General features: G+C 73.9%; 11 protein-coding genes. 5 read left to right on the forward strand and 6 right to left on the reverse strand.

The genetic code is table 11. From position 1 onward, the window contains the following. Positions 1–3: 3 nt before the first annotated feature. From AB0B72_RS12875 to AB0B72_RS12895, 5 genes are all read right to left on the reverse strand, one after another. Positions 4–2,004: a CehA/McbA family metallohydrolase gene (locus tag AB0B72_RS12875; protein ID WP_367738799.1), complete on the reverse strand. Its 2,001-nt coding sequence runs from the start codon at positions 2,002–2,004 to the stop codon at positions 4–6. A 211-nt stretch (positions 2,005–2,215) separates the two neighbouring features. Next, positions 2,216–3,166 (reverse strand): methylmalonyl Co-A mutase-associated GTPase MeaB, encoded by a 951-nt coding sequence (gene meaB / locus AB0B72_RS12880; protein ID WP_367738800.1) that lies wholly within the window; start codon positions 3,164–3,166, stop codon positions 2,216–2,218. A 94-nt stretch (positions 3,167–3,260) separates the two neighbouring features. Next, the gene (scpA, locus tag AB0B72_RS12885) at positions 3,261–5,459 is read right to left on the reverse strand and encodes a methylmalonyl-CoA mutase (protein WP_367738801.1); all 2,199 of its coding nucleotides are present in this window, start codon (positions 5,457–5,459) and stop codon (positions 3,261–3,263) included. Next, positions 5,456–7,333 carry a methylmalonyl-CoA mutase family protein gene (locus AB0B72_RS12890; RefSeq protein ID WP_367738802.1) on the reverse strand — a complete coding sequence of 626 codons (1,878 nt, stop codon included), beginning with the start codon at positions 7,331–7,333 and terminating at the stop codon, positions 5,456–5,458. The genes scpA and AB0B72_RS12890 overlap by 4 nt, the downstream gene beginning before the upstream one ends. A gap of 130 nt (positions 7,334–7,463) precedes the next feature. Continuing rightward, positions 7,464–8,240 (reverse strand): N-acetylmuramoyl-L-alanine amidase, encoded by a 777-nt coding sequence (locus AB0B72_RS12895; RefSeq protein WP_367738804.1) that lies wholly within the window; start codon positions 8,238–8,240, stop codon positions 7,464–7,466. Between the two features lie 157 nt (positions 8,241–8,397). On the opposite strand from AB0B72_RS12895, the gene AB0B72_RS12900 reads away from it, so the two are divergent. Further along, a complete protein-coding gene (locus AB0B72_RS12900; protein ID WP_367738805.1) occupies positions 8,398–9,537 on the forward strand; it encodes a DUF5925 domain-containing protein in 1,140 nt (379 codons plus the stop codon). Between the two features lie 21 nt (positions 9,538–9,558). Here AB0B72_RS12900 and AB0B72_RS12905 read toward each other — a convergent pair whose 3' ends face one another. Next, positions 9,559–10,263, reverse strand: coding sequence for an alpha/beta fold hydrolase (locus AB0B72_RS12905; protein ID WP_367738806.1), 705 nt, complete (start codon positions 10,261–10,263; stop codon positions 9,559–9,561). Between the two features lie 69 nt (positions 10,264–10,332). On the opposite strand from AB0B72_RS12905, the gene AB0B72_RS12910 reads away from it, so the two are divergent. The 4 genes from AB0B72_RS12910 to AB0B72_RS12925 all read left to right on the forward strand — a co-directional run bounded on the left by AB0B72_RS12910 (position 10,333) and on the right by AB0B72_RS12925 (position 15,342). Continuing rightward, entirely contained in the window at positions 10,333–10,938 is a 606-nt protein-coding gene (locus AB0B72_RS12910; RefSeq protein WP_367738808.1) for a TetR/AcrR family transcriptional regulator, read from the forward strand. Between the two features lie 68 nt (positions 10,939–11,006). Then, complete coding sequence (locus AB0B72_RS12915) at positions 11,007–12,137, forward strand: C39 family peptidase (protein WP_367738809.1); 1,131 nt, start codon at positions 11,007–11,009, stop codon at positions 12,135–12,137. Further along, a complete protein-coding gene (locus tag AB0B72_RS12920) occupies positions 12,134–14,083 on the forward strand; it encodes a prolyl oligopeptidase family serine peptidase (RefSeq protein ID WP_367738810.1) in 1,950 nt (649 codons plus the stop codon). The genes AB0B72_RS12915 and AB0B72_RS12920 overlap by 4 nt, the downstream gene beginning before the upstream one ends. Beyond that, positions 14,080–15,342, forward strand: coding sequence for a M20/M25/M40 family metallo-hydrolase (locus AB0B72_RS12925; protein ID WP_367738811.1), 1,263 nt, complete (start codon positions 14,080–14,082; stop codon positions 15,340–15,342). Before AB0B72_RS12920 ends, AB0B72_RS12925 begins: the two co-directional genes overlap by 4 nt. Positions 15,343–15,355: the final 13 nt, after the last annotated feature.

Genomic DNA, 15,355 nt, shown 5'->3' on the forward strand with positions numbered 1-15,355 from the left:
TGATCACAGGCGGGACTCGTAGACGGCGCGGGCCTTCTCCACCAGGTCGAGGTGGTCGCGCAGCTGCGCGCGGGTGCGCAGCCGGGCACGCGCGCGGATCAGCTCGTCGAGCAGGTCCAGCCACCGCAGGCACCACCGGACGTCCTCCTCCCGGGCCACTCTCCGGCCGTCGACGTCCAGGTAGACCGGGCTGGTGTGGGCGAGAGCCGGCCGGCACGGCGAACGGGGATGTGGCGGGCCCGACGCCGCCGCCACCACGTACGTGGCCTCCTCGACGGTGAGCGTGACCGACAGCTCGCCGCCGGGACCGGCCGCCAGCGTCCCCTCCGCCGTGCGGATCTCCAGCCGCTCCACCTCCGGGCCGGCCGACCGGGCGGTGATCGTGACCGGTTCGCCCCGGCGCAGGTCGAGCGTCTCCCCCGGCTCCCGGCCGGCCACGTCCAGCTCCAGCCACGGCCCGGTCGTGGCGAACGTGCGGCCCCGCCGTACGGCACGGGCGAACGACTCGGCGGTGAGCGGCCCGTCGACGCGGGCGTAGACCCGCTCCCAGCCGGGCGGGCTGGAGACGGTGTCCTGGCGGGTGAACGACAGCATCGTGTCGGTCCCCGCGAGGGCCGCCAGGCGGTTGCCCGCGCCGAGCAGCCGCCGGTAGACCTCCACGCTGCCGGGCGTGCCGGACATGTCGCTGAAGTGGAGCAGTTCCACGCCGTCCACGAGCCCGAGCGCGGCGTCCACCACCAGGGCGCGGGCCGTGCAGTTGCGCCTGCCCTCGCCGACGACGTCCTCGGGTTCCGAGACCGGGCCGTGGAAGGGGTGCGCGTACCCCAGGACCGCGTCCGGCTCCCGAAGGCCGCCGCAGACGGCTCCGCTGGGCGGCCAGTCGGGAGCGCCGGCGAACCCCGTGTGGTAGACGGACGGCGGCGCCGCCGGCCCGAAGACGTGCAGATGGCCGAGCAGGTCGTTGCGGTATTCCACGCCCATCCGGGCGAGGTGCCGCCCGTCCGACCACGGCAGGTCGCGCCCCGCCCAGTGCAGCAGGGCCTCCCGGTCGTAGACCCGCTCCCCCGCGACGTTGCCCGCGACGAGGTTGAGCACATGGAGGTCCTCGCCGAGCTGCGCGGCCGCCGCCTCGGCGGGAGCCGCCACCAGGTCGCCCGCCCAGTTCATGTGCACGTGCATGTCCGCGCCGTACCAGCCGCGCGCGGGGGCGTCGTAGAGCCGTTCGGGCGTGAGCCGGACCAGCGTCTCCTCCCCGGCGCGGGGGACGACGGCCGCCTCCGCCGTGCCGTACTCCATGCCGCGCGCCACCCGGACCGTGAGCGGCTCGGCGGGAACGGCGAGCAGGACGTCGTCGCCGTGGAAGAACGGCACGTCGTCGTTGCCGCGCCGCGGGGGCGCGCCGTCCGGATACCACCCCTGACCGCCCTCGGACACGACGCTCCAGCGGCACGGGAACCCGGCGCGCAGGCGCAGCGAGGCGGCCACGGCCGGCCGGGTCAGCCCCGTCAGGTCGACCTGCTCCCCGCCGGCCGTCACCGCCGAGCCGGTCGTCGCCTCGACGAGGCGCGCGCCACCAGGCCCGATCTCGTACGGCACGCCGTCCACCGTGACGACGGCCACGGTCTCCAGCGCCGAGTCGACCAGCAGCACGATCGGCAGCACGCCGGACGACGCGCCAGACGGGCCGCTGGACGGGCCGCTGGACGGGGGCTGCGGCGGCAGCACGGCGAGGGCCGGGCCGTGCTCCAGCCGGTGGCCCCCGCTCACCAGCCGGAGCACGGTCAGGCCGCGGGGGACCTCGCCCCCGAGCGCGTCGCGGAACGCGGCGTCCAGGTCGGAGCCCATGACCATCCGCTCCGCCTCCTCCGGGAACCGGAGGAACCGCATCATGTCGACGTAGCCCAGGGACGGCTCCCCCCAGGTGAGGCCGTGACCGGCCAAAAGCGCCCGGTACTCGCGCAGCGCGCGCTCCACCGGTGGCGGCATCATCGGATCGTGACTCATCGCGCCCTCCCCCTTATCAAGACGGGCCCCTTTTTCGAGACGGACCCCGCGTCAAGGCGGGCACATCGTCACACGATTCGGCCCAGGAGAAACACGCAATAGTGCATTGTCCGCTACACGGGTAGCGATATCCCCCACCGAGGATGAAAGCGTTCTCCCGGGGGGACTCCACCACCGGTGGACCCGGCCATGGTGAACGGGCGCCGGCCCGTCAGGCCTCCGGGAACCCGGGGAGGAAGGCCGCCAGGATCCGGTCGGCGGCGAGCGACGGGGTGAGGGTGCCGTCGAGCACCTCCCGCTCGACGGCGGGGGCGATGGGCGCCGCCTTCTCGTGCAGCCGGGCCAGCAGCCGGTCACGGACCAGCGACCACGTCCATTCCACCTGCTGGCCGCGCCGCTTGGCCGCCACGTCCGTGGCCTCCTGGTGCCGCACGACCTGGCCCCACAGCTCCTCCAGGCCGGCGCCGGTCAGGCCGCTGCAGGTCAGCACCGGCGTGGAGGCGTGGAGCAGGCGCAACGCCCCCGCCAGCTCCCTGGCCGCCCGTCGCGCCGCCGTCTCGTGCTCCCCGTCGGCCTTGTTGACCGCGATCACGTCGGCCAGCTCCAGCACGCCTTTCTTGATGCCCTGGAGCTGGTCGCCCGTACGGGCCAGCGTGAGCAGCAGGAACGTGTCGACCATGTCGGCGACGGTGGTCTCCGACTGGCCCACGCCGACGGTCTCGACGAGCACGACGTCGTATCCGGCGGCCTCCACCACGACCATGGCCTCGCGGGTCGCCTTCGCCACCCCGCCGAGGGTCCCGGCGGTCGGGGACGGCCGGATGAACGCGCGGGTGTCGGCCGACAGCCGCGCCATGCGGGTCTTGTCGCCCAGGATGCTGCCGCCGGAGCGCCGCGACGAGGGATCCACCGCCAGCACGGCCACCCGGTGCTCCCGGCCGGTCAGGTGGGTGCCGAGCGCCTCGATGAACGTCGACTTGCCCACGCCCGGCACGCCGGAGACCCCGACCCTGCGGGCCTTGCCCGCGTGCGGGGTCAGCTCGACGAGCAGCCGCTGGGCCGCCTCGCGGTGGTCGGGCCTGGTCGACTCCACCAGGGTGATCGCCCGGGCGATCCACCGGCGGTCGCCCGCCAGGACGCCGTCCACGTAGTCGCGCGTCACAGGCGCCCGCCGTACGGCGCGTGCTGGCGGCACGGCGCCAGAAGCAGGTGCGGCCCAACGAGCAGGCGCGGCCCAGTAAGCGGGTGCGACCGGGTCATGACGCGGCTGAGGAGCCGTGGCCGAGGCGCGCCGACAGGTCCCCGAGCAGGTCGAGCGCGGCGTCGGCGATGACGGTCCCGGGGAGGAAGATGGCGGCGGCGCCCGCAGCTCGCAGCTCGGCGACGTCCCCCGGAGGGATGACCCCGCCGACGACGATCATGACGTCGTCGGCGCCGAGCTCGGCCAGAGCCTCGCGCAGCGCCGGCACCAGCGTCAGGTGCCCCGCCGCGAGGGAGGAGACGCCGACCACGTGCACGTCGGCCTCCACCGCCTGGCGGGCCACCTCCTGCGGCGTGGCGAACAGCGGGCCCACGTCGACGTCGAACCCCAGATCGGCGAAGGCGCTCGCGATCACCTTCTGCCCGCGGTCGTGCCCGTCCTGGCCCATCTTCGCCACCAGGATCCGCGGCCGGCGGCCTTCTGCCTTCTCGAACAGCGCGCAGGCCTCCCGCACCCGCTCGACCACATCCGCCCCCTCGCCGTCGCCGACCTCGGCCCGGTAGACCCCGGAGATCGTGTGGACCTGCGCGGCGTGCCGGCCGAAGACCTTCTCCAGCGCCTGGGAGATCTCCCCGACCGTCGCCTTGGCCCGGGCGGCGTCCACCGCCAGCTCAAGCAGGTTCGCGCCGGCTCCGGGACCGGCCGCCGCGCCCTCGGTCAGGGCTCGCAGCGCCCGCTCCACCTCGGCGTCCGAGCGCTCCTCGCGCAGCCGGCGCAGCTTGTCGATCTGCTGGGCGCGCACCGCGGTGTTGTCCACCTTGAGCACCTCGATCGGCTCGTCGGCCGCCGGGCGGTAGAGGTTGACCCCGATCACCGGCTGGCGGCCGGAGTCGATCCGCGCCTGGGTCCGCGCGGCCGCCTCCTCGATCCGCATCTTCGGCAGGCCCTGGTCGATCGCCCTGGCCATCCCCCCGGCCCGCTCGACCTCCTCGATGTGCCCCCACGCCGTACGGGCGAGGTCATGGGTGAGCCGCTCCACGTAGAACGAGCCACCCCACGGGTCGATCACCCGGCAGGTCCCCGACTCCTGCTGGAGCAGCAGCTGGGTGTTGCGGGCGATCCGGGCCGAGAAGTCACTGGGCAGCGCCAGCGCCTCGTCCAGCGCGTTGGTGTGCAGCGACTGGGTGTGCCCCTGCGTGGCCGCCATGGCCTCGACGCATGTGCGCGCCACGTTGTTGTACACGTCCTGCGCCGTCAGCGACCACCCCGACGTCTGGCTGTGGGTGCGCAGCGACAGCGACTTCGGCTGCCGCGCGCCGAAGCCCTTCACCAGGCGGGCCCACAGCAGCCGCGCCGCGCGGAGCTTGGCCACCTCCATGAAGAAGTTCATCCCGATGCACCAGAAGAACGACAGCCGCGGCGCGAACGCGTCGACGTCCAGCCCCGCCGCCCGTCCCGCCCGCAGGTACTCCACCCCGTCGGCCAGCGTGTACGCCAGCTCAAGATCGCACGTCGCCCCCGCCTCCTGCATGTGGTAGCCGGAGATGGAGATCGAGTTGAACTTCGGCATCCGCGTCGAGGTGTAGGCGAAGATGTCGGAGATGATCCGCATCGACGGGCCCGGCGGGTAGATGTAGGTGTTGCGGACCATGAACTCCTTGAGGATGTCGTTCTGGATGGTCCCGGCCAGCCGGTCCGGGCTCACGCCCTGCTCCTCGGCGGCGACGATGTACAGCGCCAGGATCGGCAGCACCGCGCCGTTCATGGTCATCGACACGCTCATCCGGTCCAGCGGGATCCCGTCGAACAGCTGCCGCATGTCGTAGATCGAGTCGATCGCCACCCCGGCCATGCCGACGTCCCCCGCGACCCGGGGATGGTCGGAGTCGTACCCCCGGTGGGTCGCCAGGTCGAACGCGACCGACAGGCCCTTCTGCCCGGCCGCCAGGTTGCGCCGGTAGAACGCGTTGGACTCCTCCGCCGTGGAGAACCCGGCGTACTGCCGGATCGTCCACGGCTGGGTCACGTACATCGTGGGGTACGGCCCCCGCACGAACGGCGCGATCCCCGGGTAGGTCTCCAGGGGCTCCACACCGTCGAGGTCGGCGGCGGTGTACAGCGGCCGCACGTCGATGCCCTCGGGTGTCCGCCACACCTCGCCGCCGGACGCCGCGCCGGAGTCCAGGCCGGAGTCCGCGCCGGGGTCCGGTACGGCTCCCGGCTCCAGGGCGATATCCGAGAAGTCCGGAATCATCGGCTCACTCCCAGGTCGTCGAAGGTCGTGCGGAGAACGTCGAGCGCGTCGCATCCGGCGTAAAGACTCCCGTCCACCCCGGCGTGGCGTCCCTTCCCGGCGAGCCATACCCGCTCGGCCCCGGCCTCGCGCAGCGCGGCGGCCACGGCCTCCGCGTGCTCGCCGTACATGGCGTCGCTGGAGCACAGGCAGGCGACCGGGGTGCCGGAGTCGCGGAAGGCCCCGGCGATCGCGGCCGGGTCGGTGCCCGGCCCGCTCGTCACCGCCGCCACCCCTCCGGCGGCGAACAGGTTCGCCGCGAACGAGGCGCGCGCCGTGTGCACCGCGACCGGCCCGATCGTGGCCAGGAACACCCGCGGCCGCACCGGCTGGGCGTCGGCGAGATCACGCAACGCCTCGAACTCCTCGGAGTACCGCACCACCGGCAGACCGTCCCCGCCCGCCGACGGGCGGGCCAGCCCCGGCCCCGGCGTACGCCGCACCGGTCTCTCCTCCAGATGGGGGAACTCGCTCACCCCTGTGATCGGCCGCCGGCGCCGGGCGACGTCGGCGGCGCGGCGGGCCCGGGTGGCGGCCAGCCGCTCGGGGACGAGCCCCCGCAGGGCGGCGGCCATCCCCCCGGCCCGCTCGATCTCCTGGAACCACTCCCACGCCGTGGACGCCAGCTCCGCCGTCAGCCGCTCGGCGTACCAGGACCCTCCGGCCGGATCCGCCACGCGGGCGACGTTGGCCTCCTCCACCAGCAACGCCTGCGTGTTGCGGGCGATCCGCCGGGCGAACCCGTCCGGCAGGCCGAGGCACGCGTCGAACGGCTGCACCGTCACCGCGTCGGCCCCGCCCACTCCGGCGGCGAAGCAGGCCACGGTCGCGCGCAGCATGTTCACCCACGGATCGCGCGCCGTCATCATCGCCGACGACGTCACCGCGTGCTGGAACTGCGTTCCCGGCCCTCCCGGATCCGTGGGCGCGCCGCACACCTCGGCCACCCGGGCCCACAGCCGGCGCGCCGCCCGCAGCTTCGCGATCGTGAGGAACTGGTCGGCCGTGGCGGCGTACCGGAACTCGATCTGCCCCAGCGCCTGCTCCACCGTCAGGCCGGCGCCCGTGAGCTCGCGCAGGTACGCGACCCCGGTGGCGATCGAGCATCCCAGCTCCTGCGCGTCCGCCCCGCCCGCGTCGTGGTACGGCAGCGCGTCCACCGTCACCGCGCGCATCCCCGGATGGCCGGCGGCGCAGCGCGCGGCCAGCTCGGCCGCCGGCGCCAGGCCCTCGCCTGTCTCCGTGTGCCGGCCGGTCCTGGCCGCCAGACCCAGCGGATCGGCGCCGAGGTTGCCGCCCGGCAGGGCCGTCCCGCCGGCCAGCCGCAGGAACGCGTCAGCGGCCTCCGCGGTACGGGCGCCCGCCTCCAGCACGACCGGCGCGAGATCGAGATACACCCCGTCGAGCACCTTGGCCAGCACCGCGGGCAGCGGCTCCGGCCCCAGCCAGGTCAGGTCCAGCCAGACGGAGGCGGCCCCGTTCTCCAGGTCGGCCAGCACCGCCTCCCGCAGCGCCGCGGGGTCGGGGCCCGCGTGGCGCTGCCGCACCTGCCAGCCACCCACCGGCCAGCCCCCCGCCGGCCGGACCAGGCGGGGAGCGGGCACGGGCAGGTCCGAGGAGTCGTAGATCGGAGCCACCGTGACGCCGTCGTAGGTCACGGAGGAGAGCCGGCGCTCCACCTCCGCCGCCGGGCCTTCCCAGCCCGACTTGCGCAGCACTCCGAGCGCCAGCTCCCGCCACTGCTCCCGGGTCGCCGCGGGGAAGCCGGCGGCGGGGCCGCCGGGGACAGTGGGGCCCGTGAGGCCGGTGAGTTCGTCAGGCGGCACCGTGGTCATGTTCCGGATGCTAAGCCGAAACGCCGGGTCCGCGGACCCCGGGGTGCCCCCTATCCTGTGCCGCCGTCCACTGGATCCTGTGCCGCCGTCCACGGGTCCCGGGGGAGAACCCCGGCGCGCGGTGGCGGGGTCAGGGCTTGGCGGCGAAGGCCGCGTCCCACGTCTTCCGCCCCACGACGCCGTCCGCGTCGAGGTGCTTGTCCTTCTGGAACCGTACGCAGACGGCCTTGGACGCCGGGCCGTACTCGCCGTCCACGTCGATGTCGTAGCCGAGCTTCTTCACCTGGGCCTGCCAGTCGTGCACGTCGTCACCCTTGGTGACGGGCGGGTATCTGAGCAGGCGGCCCGGCCACTCGTGGCCTGATGCGGGGGGCGGATTCGTGCCGCTCCCGGAGGCGCCGGGCCGGGGCGCGCCCTTGCGCACCCAGGAGTACAGGGGCTCGCCGGGGCAGTCGGTGGAGTAGCCGTCGCGGTGGCCCTTGATCTCCTTGCCCGCGCCGCCCTCCGCCCGCAGGTAGTCGATCGCGTCGAGGATCGCGTTCAGGATCCCGTCGGTGGGCTGCACCAGCCCGGAGTTGCCGACCAGGCCGAGCACCGCGTAGTGGCCCGAGTTGAGCCCCGCCCCGTTGGCCGCCGGGACGTGCCCGGGGCCGCGTCCCACGAAGACTTTACGATGCGGGCAGGCCACCATCGTGTAGCCGATGTCGATCCACCCGTTGCCGTCCATGTGGAAGTTCTGGATGGACTTCACCATGGCGACGCACTTGGCGTGGTCGCCGGTGATCGCCGGATCCACCCGCCCGCCGGTGTAGTGGACCTTCACGCCCCTGGTCGACGACAACGGCGAGTAGGAGCCTTTCGGGGCACGTGCGCCCCATGCTGCGCGGGTCACGATGTCGATAGCCACAGAGCTCTCCGGAAACGAACGGCAGGATGGTCGAGCCTAGTAGTAATACGTAGGCCGGTAAGCCCTTTTACCGATATTGTTCCTGTCAAACAATGTCAATGCAGTGATGACCGTTAAATCCATCGACAGGGGCTTCCTCAGCGGAGACCATGGATTCATGTCCGTTGTGAAGGAGGTCCACTTCTCCCCCGATCGTGAGCCCCGGCCGTCAGCGGAGGAACTGCCGATGCAGGTCTGGCTCGACGACACCGACACTCCGGCCGACGTGATCGACGCCATGGCGCTCTCGCCCTTCGCGACGGGCGCGCAGCCCTGGTCGCGCAGCACCAACCTCGGCCGCGTGCGGGCCGGCGCGCCGATGACCGCCGAGGGCGGCCGCCTGCTGCGCGTCGCCCAGCACACCGACGGCCACGAGGCCCGGCTGATCGCGGGCGAGGGCTGGACGCTGCGGGTGGTCAGGCACTCCAACCGGTCGGCCGTCCTCACCGCCACGGCGGTCAGCGAGGAGCTGGCCGGGGCCGTTCTGGCGGAGGCCACCCGGGGAGCGGAGGAGCCCGGCCCCGACCAGGACCACGTGCGGATGGGCTTCTGGTGGAGGTCGTCCCGCGGGCCGTACCGCTCCGCGAAGCCGATCACCACGTCGCCGTGGGACCAGATCAGGGACAACTACCCCCGTACGGCGGTGGGCCGGCTCGACGCCCTCATGACGATGACGGACCGCGACGTGACCGGCCGGCTGCTCCTTCTCCACGGGCCGCCCGGGACCGGCAAGACGACGCTGCTGCGTACGCTCGCCCGCGAGTGGGCGGGCTGGTGCCAGGTCGACTGCGTGCTGGACCCCGAGCTGCTGTTCAGCGACCCCGGCTACCTGATGGACGTGGCGGTCGGCTGGGACGGCCCGGACGACGAGACCGAGGGGCCCCGGTGGCGGCTGCTCGTCCTGGAGGACTGCGACGAGCTGATCCGCTCGGAGGCCAAGCAGTCGACCGGCCAGGGCTTGTCGCGGCTGCTCAACCTGACCGACGGCCTGCTCGGCCAGGGCAGGGACGTCCTGGTCGCCATCACGACCAACGAGGACCTCAACCGGCTGCACCCCGCGGTGGTCCGGCCGGGACGGTGCCTGGCCCAGGTCGAGATCGGCCGCCTCGACGCCGCCCAGGCGGCGCGGTGGCTCGGCGGGACCGGCGCGGCGGCGGTCGGAACCGGCGGCGCGACGCTGGCCGAGCTGTTCGCGCTGCGCGACGGCCGCCATGTGGAGCCGTCCGAGCCCTCCGCCTCGACGGGCCTCTACCTCTGACCCCTCCCCGGGGGGAGGCGGTCAGCTCACCCCTGGGAGATCGAGGACGAGGCCGGCGACCTCCTTGGGCCGGGAGAGGAACGGGTGGTGCCCGGCGTCGATCTCGACGACCCGGCCCGCCCGCCGGGCCTGGGCGCGCTGCAGGGCCGGCGGAGTGCCGTTGTCGCGGGCGCACACCAGGTAGGTCGAGGGGATCTGCCGCCAGGCCGCCGCGCCGGCCGGCTGCGCCGTGACGGCGGCGCTCTGCCGTACGAGACGGGCGTGGGCCTGCGCCACGGCGTCGGCGTCGCAGTCCTGCAGGAAGGTCGGCGTGGCGAGCTCGGGCCGGACACCGAAGGTGCCGTCAGCGCCGAAGTCCAGGTACGGCGCGGGTGTGCCGTCGCCGAAGGACGCCAGGCTCTCGCCCGCCTCGGGCAGGAAGCTCGCGACGAACAGCAGGTGGGCGACGTTCGGCAGCCCGGCGGCGGCCTCGCAGGCCACGATCCCGCCGTAGCTGTGCGCCACCACGACGGCCGGCTCGGCGGAGGACTCCAGGACCTCCCGGACGGACGCGACGTCGTCGGGCAGCGAAGGCCCGCCCTCCCCCGGCGTCCGCCCCGTCTCGCCGCAGCTCGGCAACGGCGGGGCCGCGCCGGCCACTCCCTCGCGGGCGAGCAGGCCGGCCACCCGGTGCCACCACCACGCGCCGTCGCGGACGCACGCCCCGTGCACGAACACCACTCGCACCACGATCTCCTGTTCGATCGGACGGCTACGATGATAAACGTAACGAGCGTTACGTGAAAGGAGGCCGGTGTGGGCAGACGCCCTCAGCGGGACATCCGGGACCGGCTGCTCGCGGCCTGCACCGACCACGTGCTCCTGCACGGCCTCCCGCCCGGCCTGTCGGCGTTCGCGGCCGGCGCGGGCACCTCCCCGCGCATGCTGATCTACCACTTCGGCACCCGCGAGCGGCTGCTGCGGGAGGTCCTGGCCGAGGCCCGGCGCCGCCAGCTCGGCCTCTTCCACGAGGTCCTCGAACCCCGCGGCGAGCCGTACACGCGGACGCTCGCCCGGGCCTGGGGCGTGCTGACCGGCCCGGAAGGGGCGCCGTTCCTGCGGCTGTTCGGCATGGTGCACAACACGCCTGAGGGCCGGTCCCTGTGGCCGGACTTCCGCCGGGCCGCCACCACCGACTGGCTGGAGGTGCTGGAACGCGGCCTGCGACCGGCCCGCGGCGACGCCGCCCCCGCGACGGCCACGGCCGTCCTGGCGGTGATGCGCGGCCTGCTCCTCGACCGTGACGCGACAGGCGACACGGCGAGGGCGGACGCGGCCTTCGCCGCCTTCCTGGGGTTCCTCGATCTCCCGGGCCCCGGCTTCGCGGGATCCGGCACCGAGGGAGCCGGGCCCGTGCCGTAGCGTCCCGATGTGCCGGATACGTAAACCATCCGATGTGCCGCGTCATACCGGAAACGACAATCGGCGAGGTGGTCACCCTGCTGTCGGCCGATGTGAGCCCTGTCGTCCTTCACCGGTGGTCCTTCACGGACCTCGAGACCGGGGTGGCCGAATACCTCGATCCGTTCGCGGACGGCCCTGATCCGTTCACGGATGGCGCGGGGCGTGCCTGGCCGTACGTGCGGTGGACCTCGCCGGAGCGCGAGATCGGCTTTCCGGCGACCGAGCTCGTGCCGTCGTGGACGGCCGCGGCGCCGCCGGGCGCCTGGCTGGAGGTCGAGCTCCAGGGCCGGACCGTGACGGGGACGCCGACCAAGTGGTACGTCATGGGCCGGTGGGCCGAGACCGGCGCCGACATCCACCGCACGTCCCTGCCCGGGCAGGGCGACGCGGACGGCGACGTGGCGGTGGACACGTTCGTCGCCGCCCGGCCGGTCACCGCCTACCGCGTCCGGGCCACCCTGTACGGCCGGGGAGGCGGCGTCCGCTCGCTCAGCGTGATGGCGTCGGCCGTGCGGACCGGCAGGAGAGCCGTGTGGATGGGCGGCGCGAGCGTGGAGCTCGACGTGCCGCGCCGGTCGCAGAAGACGCACGCCGGCCACTTCCCGCAGTGGGACGGAGGCGGGGAGTCATGGTGCAGCCCGGCGTCGTTTACGATGGTTCTGGGTTACTGGGGACGTGGGCCGGCCGAAGAGGACCTCCGCTGGGTGCCCGAGGACGACCCGTTCCCCGCCGTGGACCACGCGGCGCGTGACATGTACGACCACAGCTACCAGGGCACCGGCAACTGGCCCTTCGGGGTCGCCTACGCCGGGCGCTTCGGTCTCGAGGGCTTCGTCACGCGGCTGCGCTCGCTGAGCGAACTGGAGCGCCTCATCGCCGCGGGAATCCCGGTGATCACGTCGCAGTCGTTCAGGGAGCGGGAGCTGCCCGGCTCGGGGTACTCGACCGGCGGCCACCTCATGGTGGTCACCGGCTTCACCCCGGCGGGCGACGTGATCGCGAACGACCCGGCCGCGCCGACGGACGCCGGCGTGCGGAGGGTCTACCCGCGCGCCGCGTTCGAGAGCGTATGGCTGCGCGGAACGAGCAGCGGGGGGATCGCGCATGTGGTGCACCCCCCGGACATCCGTCTTCCAGACTCCGGGGGGAACTGGTGACAGACCGGGCCACGGTCCCGGCCGGCATCCCGGCCGCCATCCGGGCCGTGGACGTCGCGCGCATGGACGACCGGCCGTTCTGGGTCGAGCTGCCGGGCGGGAGCGGCCCCGGTGGCGACCCCGCCGGCGATCCCGGTGGCGACGAGGTGTGGTGGGACGAGCCGCGCCCGCACGAGGGCGGCCGGCGCTGCGTCGTCAGGCGGACCGCGGACGGGACGATCGAAGACGTCCTGCCGCCCGGGTGGAACGCCAGGAACCGGGTCATGGAGTACGGCGGCCGCGCCTGGCGGGCGCACCGCGGCAGGCTGGTGTTCACCAACTGGGCCGACGGGCGGATCTACCTGTGCTCCCCCGGCGGCGACCCGGTCCCGCTGACGCCCGAGGGGCCCGCCCGCCACGGCGACCTCGTCGTCCACGGGAACATTCCCGGGGACATTCACGGGGACATGCACGGGGACGAGGTGTTGTGCGTCCGCGAGACGGGCGCCGGCCGCGACGTCAAGCGGGAGATCGTCGCGGTGCCGCTGGACGGCTCGCCCGCGCGCACCCTCGTCAAGTCACACCATTTCCTGATGAACCCACGGATTTCGCCGGACGGGCGGCTGATCGCCTGGATCGGGTGGAACCACCCCGACATGCCGTGGGACGCCACCGAGCTCTGCGTGGGCCCGGTGGAGGGCGGGCCGCACCGCGTCCTGCTCACGGGTGCCTCCACCGTGCAGGCCGAGTGGCGCGACGCCGGGAGCCTGTACGCGGTGACCGACCCGACCGGCTGGTGGAACCTCCACCTCGTGCGGCTCGACGGCACGGCCCGCGACCTCACCCCCGCCGACCTGGAGTTCGGCGACGCCCCCTGGAAGATCGGGGCGACGTTCTTCGCCGTCGCGGCGGGACGGGTGGTGGTGACGTACGGCACGGCCGACGACCGCCGGCTCGGCGTGCTCGACGACCCGGTGGCCGGCGGCCCGGCGCCGATCCGGGACCTGGGCGGCGACTACACCTCGTGGGCGCCGGCCCTGTCCACCGACGGGCGGGTCGCCGTGGGCGTGGCCGCCTCGCCGCGCCGGCCGTACGAGGTGGTGCGGGTGGACCTGGACAGCGGGGAGCGGGAGGTGCTCTCCCGCCGCAGGCCGCTGCCCCCGGCCGAGCTGCTGCCCACGCCGGAGCCGGTGACCGTCGACGGTGTCCACGCCCACGTCTACGCGCCGTCAGGGGAGCACGCGGGCCCCGCGCCGTACGTGGTGTTCGTGCACGGCGGGCCGACCGGCTCGGTCGCGCCGGTCCTCGACCTGGAGATCGCCTACTTCACCAGCAGGAGCGTCGGCGTCGCCGAGGTGAACTACGGCGGCTCCACCGGGTACGGCAGGGCCTACCGCGAGCGGCTGCGGCACAACTGGGGCATTGTCGACGTCCGGGACTGCGAGACCGTGGCCAGGTGGCTGCTGCGTACCGGGAGGGCGGCGAAGGTGGCGATCCGGGGAGGCAGCGCGGGCGGCTGGACGTCGATGGCGGCCCTGGTCCACAGCGACGTGTTCTGCGGCGCCGTGTCGCACTACGGGATCAGCGACCCCGAGGGATGGGCGGCGGAGACCCACGACTTCGAGTCCCGCTATCTCGACGGGCTGATCGGCCCGCTGCCCGAGACCCGCCGCCGGTACCTCGACCGCTCCCCGGAGCTGCACGCCTCCCAGGCGTCCGGCCCGGCGCTGCTCATGCACGGCCTGGAGGACAAGGTCGTGGACCCCTCGCAGTCGGAGCGGTTCGCCGCCGCGCTGGCCCGGCACGGCGGCCGGTGGGCGTACCGCACCTTCCCCGGGGAACAGCACGGATGGCGGCGCGAGGAGACGATCGTGCGGGTCCTGGAGACCGAGCTCGCGTTCTACGGCCTGATCTTCGGGTTCCCCACACCCGAGGTCCCACCGCTCACCCTGGAGGGCACGGCATGACGGAGGTCGCCGAGATCTGCTCGGAGCTCCTGCGGATCGACACCACCAACGACGGCACCTGCGACGGGCCCGGCGAGCGCCGGGCGGCGGAGTACGTGGCGGGGCTGCTCGACGAGGCCGGGGTCGAGCCGGTCGTCTTCGAGTCGGCGCCGGGGCGCACCAGCGTGGTCGCCCGCGTTCCCGGGGACAGCCCGGACGCGCTGCTCGTGCACGGCCATCTCGACGTGGTCCCGGCCGACCCGGCCGAGTGGCGGATCCACCCCTTCTCCGGGGAGATCGAGGACGGCTGCGTCCACGGGCGGGGCGCCGTCGACATGAAGGGCACGCTCGCGATGACGCTCGCCTGGGTGCGCCAGGGCCGGCGGCCCCGGCGCGATCTGGTGCTCGCGTTCCTCGCCGACGAGGAGGCGACCGGGGAGTACGGCGCCGGCCACGCCGTCGAGCGGCACCGCGACCTGTTCGACGGCTGCACCGAGGCGATCAGCGAGTCCGGCGGGTTCAGCTGGCACGACGGCGACACGCGGATCTACCCGATCGCCGTCGGGGAGCGCGGCACGGCGTGGATGCGGCTGACCGCACGCGGCGTCGCCGGGCACGGCTCCAAGCCCGCCGTGGACAACCCCGTGGCCGAACTCGCCAGGGCGGTGGCCCGCATCGCCGACCATCGGTGGCCGGTACGGCTGACGCCCGAGGTGGCACGGCTGGTCGGCGAGCTGTCCCGGGCCCTCGGCACCCCGATCGACCTGGACCGGCTCGACGAGGAGATCGAGCGGCTCCCCCGGGCCGCCACCCTGTTCCGCGGCGTGCTGCGCAACTCGGCCAACCCCACGATGCTGAACGCCGGCTACAAGGTGAACGTCATCCCCGGCACGGCCGAGGCCCACGTGGACGGCCGGTTCCTGCCGGGGCTGCGCGACGAGTTCCTGGAGACGATCGACCGGCTGCTCGGCCCGAAGGTCACCCGGGAGTTCGTGAGCTTCCAGGAGGGCGTCTCCTCCCCCGCCGAGGGCCTGTTCGACGACCTGTCGGCTGCCCTGCTCACAGAGGACCCGGGCGGCCGGCCGGTGCCGTACGTCATGACCGGCGGCACCGACGCGAAGTGGTTCGCGAAGATCGGGATCAGGGGGTACGGCTTCGCGCCCCTGCTGCTGCCACCGGACCTCGACTACTTCGGCATGTTCCACGGGGTCGACGAGCGCGTCCCCGTCGAGGGCCTGGAGTTCGGCGTCCGCGTCCTCGACCGCCTCCTGTCACCGTGATCCGCGCGCCCCG

The sequence above is a fragment of the Microbispora sp. NPDC049125 genome (assembly GCF_040802045.1).
Lineage (GTDB): Bacteria > Actinomycetota > Actinomycetes > Streptosporangiales > Streptosporangiaceae > Microbispora.

Bases quoted from the DNA above. Each gene is read 5' to 3' on its own strand.
- AB0B72_RS12875 (WP_367738799.1), bottom strand. From the start codon at position 2,004: ATGAGTCACGATCCGATGATGCCGCCACCGGTGGAGCGCGCGCTGCGC.
- scpA (WP_367738801.1), bottom strand. From the start codon at position 5,459: ATGATTCCGGACTTCTCGGATATCGCCCTGGAGCCGGGAGCCGTACCG.
- AB0B72_RS12890 (WP_367738802.1), bottom strand. From the start codon at position 7,333: ATGACCACGGTGCCGCCTGACGAACTCACCGGCCTCACGGGCCCCACT.
- AB0B72_RS12900 (WP_367738805.1), top strand. From the start codon at position 8,398: ATGTCCGTTGTGAAGGAGGTCCACTTCTCCCCCGATCGTGAGCCCCGG.
- AB0B72_RS12925 (WP_367738811.1), top strand. From the start codon at position 14,080: ATGACGGAGGTCGCCGAGATCTGCTCGGAGCTCCTGCGGATCGACACC.